The organism is Streptococcus sp. HMSC074B11 (assembly GCF_001808705.1).
GTDB lineage: Bacteria > Bacillota > Bacilli > Lactobacillales > Streptococcaceae > Streptococcus.
This window is the reverse complement of record NZ_KV794260.1, coordinates 50,942-57,760: the sequence shown is the minus strand read 5'-3', so window position 1 is coordinate 57,760 and position 6,819 is coordinate 50,942. Positions and strand designations below refer to the sequence as shown.

Below are 6,819 nucleotides of genomic sequence, written 5' to 3'. Positions count from 1 at the left end.
ATGAACAGCAGCTTCTGCTCCATTGACACCGCCTGTGAATTCTGGAACCTCGTGGATAGCTGGATCAGTTTTACCAGCTACTTCTTTCTTAGTTCCGACTAAGACAATCTCATCTTGTGCTGCTTCAACAACTTCGCGAAGTTTTTCAGTACGGCTTCCATCTACTGCTACTTCAGTCAGGATGCGTTCTTTACCTTCACGACCTGCCTGAGAAACGCGAGTTTCACCTTCTGCTAGGGTTGGATCATCTTGCTTAATAGACTTGAAGCTGATTGCTTCTTCTACCACTTCTAGGCTAGGGAGTTCTTCCTGAACAGCTGGGGCAACTTTTCCAGTTTCAACCTTTTCTTTAGTCAATTGGATACGGTATTCCTTGACGTGTTTACCACTTTCTGAAACAAGACGTACCAAGACTGGAAGTTTGTCATCCCCACTATCAACAACAGTCGCTGCTACGTTTTCACCAGCTTCCACTGTCACTTTAGGACGAGTTCCACTATAGGTTACTTGGTAATCTACACGAGCTTCAGAGAAGTCAGCAAGCTCTTTACCATCTACTAGAAGTTTAGAAGCTGTATTGTCTTTAGGAGCTTCACTTGGTGCGATAAAGGCCATTTCAGTAATAGCCACACCCTTCTTGTCTGCTTTTCTGTCCATGCGCCATCTCATAGCTTTAGCTTTGACCGGTGCAAAGGTTACATGGATGTCAGTTCCTGCTTGAACCTCTTGATCAGCACGGTATTCAACTTTCTCCCAGTTAGAAGGAGTGTTGAATGGATGTTCTGGATCGTATGGCTGGTAGTTAGAGTAATATTCTGGTGAATCAAATTCTGGGCCAACATAGCGTTCTAGGACGAGTTTAGAAGGGGCGTCTGTTCCACCATCTGCAAAGAATCGAATGCTTCCTTCAGCTACTGTACGTTCAACAATCTTGCCAGCTTCTCTAAAGATAACCCCTACAGAAACTTCTGGATTATCAGACGGAGTTGGAGACCAGTTAGTCCAACGACGAGTTTCATCATCTGAACCATCGTTAACATAGTCCACTCGGTCATGAGAGTTTGGATCAATATCGTTAGTTGCTGAGGCAAATGAACGGTTGCTATCATCATCGAAGTCTGGGTTGTCTGAAAGGTTTTCACCGAGTTTGTCTGTCACACGTACAGCCACTTCAGCAGTCAAATCAGTACCCAAAACGCGACCATGAACTGTAAATTCACCTGCTTTTGTTAGATTTTCTGCTGGAACTGCTTCCCAGTCAACAGCCAAGTCTTTCACTTCATAGTCAGATTTTCCTGTGAAGTAGACAGGAACTTTTGCTGGTAACTCAAGGGTTTGTCCTTTAGCAACCAAGCGAGATGATTTTGCAACAGCAACAGGTTTGCTTGCGAGCAAATCTTTATCATTTGTGAAGTGGAGACGGTATTCACCCAATATATCTCCATTTTCAGCCTTGACAACAACACGGACTGGATCTCCTTCACGTACGCTTGGTACAACTGTTGCAATACCATTTTCAGTAACACTTGCTGTAACTGCTGGAGCTTTTCCTTGGCTAGCTTCTAGATAGTAGTCAGTCAAGCCTGGGTTAAAGTTTGGCAATTCTTTTCCATCCACTTGGATTTGTGCTTGAGCTTTCTTAGCTGCTGCTACCTGTTTAGAGAAGACTTGCATTTCTGTAATAGAAGTTCCCCATTTACCATCTGGTCGAACCATGCGGATACGAACTGCGTAAGTGTTGACTTTATCAAAGCTAAAGTGGGTCATTTCTCCAGCTCTTACTTGATCTGGAGCCTTGAGATTTGTTACTTCTTTCCAGTTTTTATCGTCATTGAAGACATGATCTTCGCGTGCTACGAAACTTGGATTCTTAGGAACTGTTGGAGTTGCTGAACCGACATAGTATTCGATGACATAGGATTTAGGTGCACCAACACCGTGGTCTTCGTGGAAGGCGACATTGAGGTTATCAACTGAACGTTTAGACATGATACCAGAGTCACCAAAGAGAATTCCTACTGAAGCTTCACTTGTACGGTTCCAGTTTGTCCAACGGTTTGCTGGTTGGTTATTATATGAGATTAGTTTGTCATTGACATTTGCTACTGAATCACTTGGATTTGAGTCTGATGCAAAGGCAAGTGGCAATTCTGAACCAGTCCACTGGTCAGAAATATTAGCACCAGTTTCTGTCTGTGAAGACACACGAACATGAAGTTTGGTTGGTAGTTGAGTACCTTCGACATGTCCTGTCACAGTAAACTTGCCTTCTTGTGCGTATTGGCTTGGTTCAATTGCGTCCCAAGTTACTTTAGCTGAAGATACTTGGCCATTTGAGTGATAAGTCCGAACACTCTCTGGTAGTTGAGGAGCTTCTGCAACTGGAGTTGTTACGCTCACTTCTTCGACAGCAATGATACCTTCAACAGATACCTTAGCATGAGCTTCTTTTTCAAGCCCTTCTACTTTACCAAGAACATCAAAGCTATGGTATTTAGCAAGGTCTTCCTTAGCAACTGCTTGCCAAGTCACCTTGTGAACCTTTGGAAATCCTTTGTCATACTCTACAGTTACTGTAGCTGGGAGACTTGGTTCTTGGTTCAAACCTGTCACGACACTAACTGGACGGATGGCTTGGACGACTTTATCTTCAGTATTAGCTTGAATGTTCAAGTCAATCTGACCTTCTGCTCCTTCAAACTGAGCTTTCAGAGTTACTTGACCAGGTTTGTGCAATTCAAGCATACCTTTACGAACGGCTACATCTCCCTCACCTGTAGTTGAGAAGGTAACCTTGTCAGCCTTCAAGACTGCCTGAGTACCATCTTGGTAGTGAGCCAAGACCTTGATACCGACAGTTTGGTCCTCTTTCAAAGCAGCTGCATTTTCAACTTCTAGGCTCAAACGTTCAATTTGTGGAGCCTCTTGTAGGAATTGGATAGCATAGGTTTGTAGCGGGCCACCATCGTTTGGTTGAACATGGATGCTTGCACGCATACCATTTGCTTCATTAGCTTGAATAACTGTCACTTGAGCATTTTCAGCCGTAGCTTTAACCTCTGGCAAAGCTACGCCATAAGCAAGCTTGTGGTATTTTACAGGTTGGTCAGTTGAAAGACCTTCAACCGCTTGATCTGCCACAGTTACACTTGGAACTACTGGATTAGCAGCTTCCCCTTCTGCAACTACCAAGGTCGCAGCGATTTCTTCATCTTCTAAAATACCTTTTGCTTGGATGCGAGAGCCTGGGATTGCTAGTTTAGCTTGATCTTCAGCTGCAATTTCCCACTTATCAACATCATAGCTTGCTACAGTACCATCTGATAATACGTAAGAAACAGATTTGTCAACTGAATTTAGGTCTGTATTTGGAGCGATTCTCTTGACTACAGGCAATTCTGCTTCGAGAGCCAAGACTTCAACACGCGCTTCGACGTCTCGTCCGTCTGCCACACCTTTAACAGTCACAATTCCTGGTTCATTGACATCAACTGCTGACCATTCGACTGGAAGTTTGGCACGACTGCCATCACTGTAGATAAAGGCTACTTTCTTAGGCATTTTTGGTGCTTGACCGATAACGGTACGGACTTTAGCAACTTCTGTACCCAAAACTGTTTTTTCTGCTTGGTCTTTCTTACCTGTGAAGATAGTAGTTTGATCAGATTTCAAGAGATCAGAGTGGGCAGTCAAGGTAAATTTACCAGCTTGCTCAGTTGATTTGACAATGACAACACCCTTACCATTGAAGGCCTTACGGATCCATGAACCGTCTGCTTGTTCTTTGTAACGCTCACGGCTAGCTTGTTCACCGTTATCCACACCGACAATTTGACCTTGACCATGCAACTGGAAGCGCACAAGGTTATTAGCAGTAGGAACTACATTGCCAGCGCTATCAACGATTTCGTAGTAGATATAAGTGAGGTCTTTCCCGTCTGCTGCGATAGCATTTTCTTCTTTGACTAAGCGAACACCTGCAGGCTCACCAGCAGTCGTAACCTTATCACGAGCAATTTCATTACCTGCCTCATCACGGGCTACTGCTTCCAAGGTTCCAGGTTGATAAGCAACCTTCCACTCAAGGTATAGTTCTTTGGGATTGGCACCTTCTTGATAAGTACGGCCATCACTTGTTTGTTTCTTGTTAAAGGTTTTCTTACCTAGGGACTCACCATTCAAGAACAATTCCACACTTGCAGCGTTTGAAAATGCACGAACAGGAATCTTACCATCTGCATCCGCTACATTCTCTTTTAGACTAGAGTCTTCCCAGTTCCAGTGAGGAAGGAGGTGAACCATTGGTTTCTTCTGTGCAGAAACCCATTGGCTTTGGTACAAGTAGTAGTCATTCTTAGGAATTCCGGCTGTATCTACGATACCAAAGTAAGAACTCTTAACTGGTGTGTTGTTTTGGTTGTGCCATGGAGTAGGCTCACCAATATAGTCGGTACCCGTCCAGATAAACTGACCTGCATAACCTGCATTGTCACGGTCAAAAGTCCAAGATGCAGTTGCTGTTTTACCCCAACCAACACGGTCATTACCGTAGTCTGACTGCTCATAATGACGATATGCTTGGTTACTGTGAACTAGCTCACTTTCTGGACGGAAATAGCTACCACGAGTACGAGTTGCTGAAGAAGTTTCTGAACCGTAAATCAACCAATTTGGATGTTTCGCACGAAGCTTCTTGTAGTTGTCTTCTGAATAGTTAAATCCAACCGCATCAAGTTCGTTGGCAATCTTTTCATGATCACCACTACCATCACCAAAACGGAACTTGTCTGCTCCCATAGTGACATAGCGTGTCTTATCAACAGCCTTGATCACTTGCACCAAGCGTTTAACAGTCGCTAGAGAACGAGCTTTACCGTCTGCTTCACCGATTTCATTACCGATAGACCACATGAAGATAGCAGGGTTGTTCTTACCTCTCTCGACCATTGTACGTAGGTCAAAGTCAGACCATTTTTCACCTTTTTTAGCATCTGGGTGAGTGGCGTCTTTGTCAAAGAAACGGCCGTAGTCATACTGTTTCTTACCACCGTACCAAGTATCAAAGGCTTCTTCTTGGACCAACAAACCTAGTTCTGCAGCAATCTGCAAAGTTTGCTCACTAGCTGGGTTGTGGGTTGTACGGATAGAGTTCACACCCATATCCTTCATCTGTTTCAGACGACGGTATTCTGCCTTATAGTTTTCTTCAGCTCCTAGAGCTCCGTGGTCATGGTGAAGAGAAACTCCATGGAATTTAATGCGTTCACCATTCAAAGAGAAGCCTTCATTTGGTGTCCAGTTATAGTAACGGTAACCAAACAAGTCCTTCTTAGCATCAACCAATTGACCATCACGATAAACACGAGTCACCAACTCATAAAGGGCTGGCTTGTCGTTAAGAACTGTCCAAAGTTTTGGTTTCTCAACTTGCAAAATAGCATTTAGACTAGTTGATTGATGAGCTTTCAAGACTTGGCTATCTGTACGAACCACGTCCGTTACTGCTTGACCATTTCTTTCGATAATTTGGTATTCAGCAACAATTTCATGATCTTTGTCATCTGTATTGACAATCTTACTTGTTACATGAGTATCAACCTTACCATTTTGTTGTTTTTCAAGGTCTGGTGTTAAGATAGTTGTTCCATTTTTCTCAGCATGAACCTTATCTGTGACTTGAAGGGTAACATCGCGGTAAATACCACTTCCTGAGTACCAACGGCTACTTGGTTGTTTATTAACCGCATGTACAGCTACGACATTTTCACGACCGTCTTTATTGAGATAATCAGTGATGTCATAAGAGAATTGGTTGTAACCATTTGGATAGTGACCAACTAGCTGACCGTTTACATAGACTTGCGAATCCATATAAACCCCATCAAAGGTGATACGAACATTCTTGTTAAGGTCTTTTTCATCTAGTTTAAAGGTCTTGCGATACCAAGCATCACCACCATTGAGTTGTCCACCCTCATTTTGGGCAGGAGAATCATGATCGAAGTCATTGTAGATACTCCAGTCATGAGGAAGGTCTAATTTCTTCCAGCTTGATACATCTGCATCTGGTTTGATGGCGTCTTTGGCATTAGCATTGAGTTTAAAATGCCAGTTTTGGTTAAATTCTACTTTACGGTCCTCAACCAATTGATTTACCTCCTCACTGGTAGCCGGTTTTAGGTCCGGTTTTTCCGTTTGAGCAGATTGATCTTGAGTAATTGCTTGAGGTTTCTTATCTAAGATGGAATCCTCTTTTTTGTCAGAATCTGATTGTACAGTTTGGTCGTCCTGTGTTTTTTCAACTTCATGAGTTGGTGTAGCAACTTTACTTGCAGCTGATTCGGTTGATGCTTGAAGTTCTGGACTTGCTGTTTCACCAAGGTCCTCTTTATGAGACTCATCCCCTACTTTTTCTGTAGCAACTGCAATTGGAGTTTCATCAGCTGAAACTGAGCTTGCACTAGCCACACTTGCTCCAAATAAGACTGAGCAAGTGCCGATGACTACAGAGCAAGTTCCAATGGTAAATTTTCGGATACTATACACTCTTTTTCGATTCCAATGATCTTTTCCCATAAGATCCTCCTTATATTCGTAACCGCTTCCATTTTTATGTAAGCGCTCTACTTTTTCAGTAGTATTTTGCTTCTATTTTATAAAATAATATAAGAAACTTCAATACTGCCAGCATAAAAATCATACTTTTGATTCTTTTTTCTATAATTTGTAGAAAAGTTTAAAAATCTGAATGTACATTTAGTGAATGGTTTTACTAAAAAAGGCGGTGGAACAGAAATCGATAGACAAAGTCTCGATTTC

Annotated in this window: 2 pseudogenes; both read right to left on the bottom strand. The window is 42.7% G+C overall.

Features of this window, described 5'->3' with window-relative positions:
• Nucleotides 1–6,198: pseudogene (gene bgaA, locus HMPREF2619_RS03405) on the bottom strand (LPXTG-anchored adhesin/beta-galactosidase BgaA); the annotation flags it as partial.
• Between the two features lie 227 nt (nucleotides 6,199–6,425).
• Nucleotides 6,426–6,576, bottom strand: a pseudogene (locus HMPREF2619_RS11780) (YSIRK-type signal peptide-containing protein); the annotation flags it as partial.
• Nucleotides 6,577–6,819: the final 243 nt, after the last annotated feature.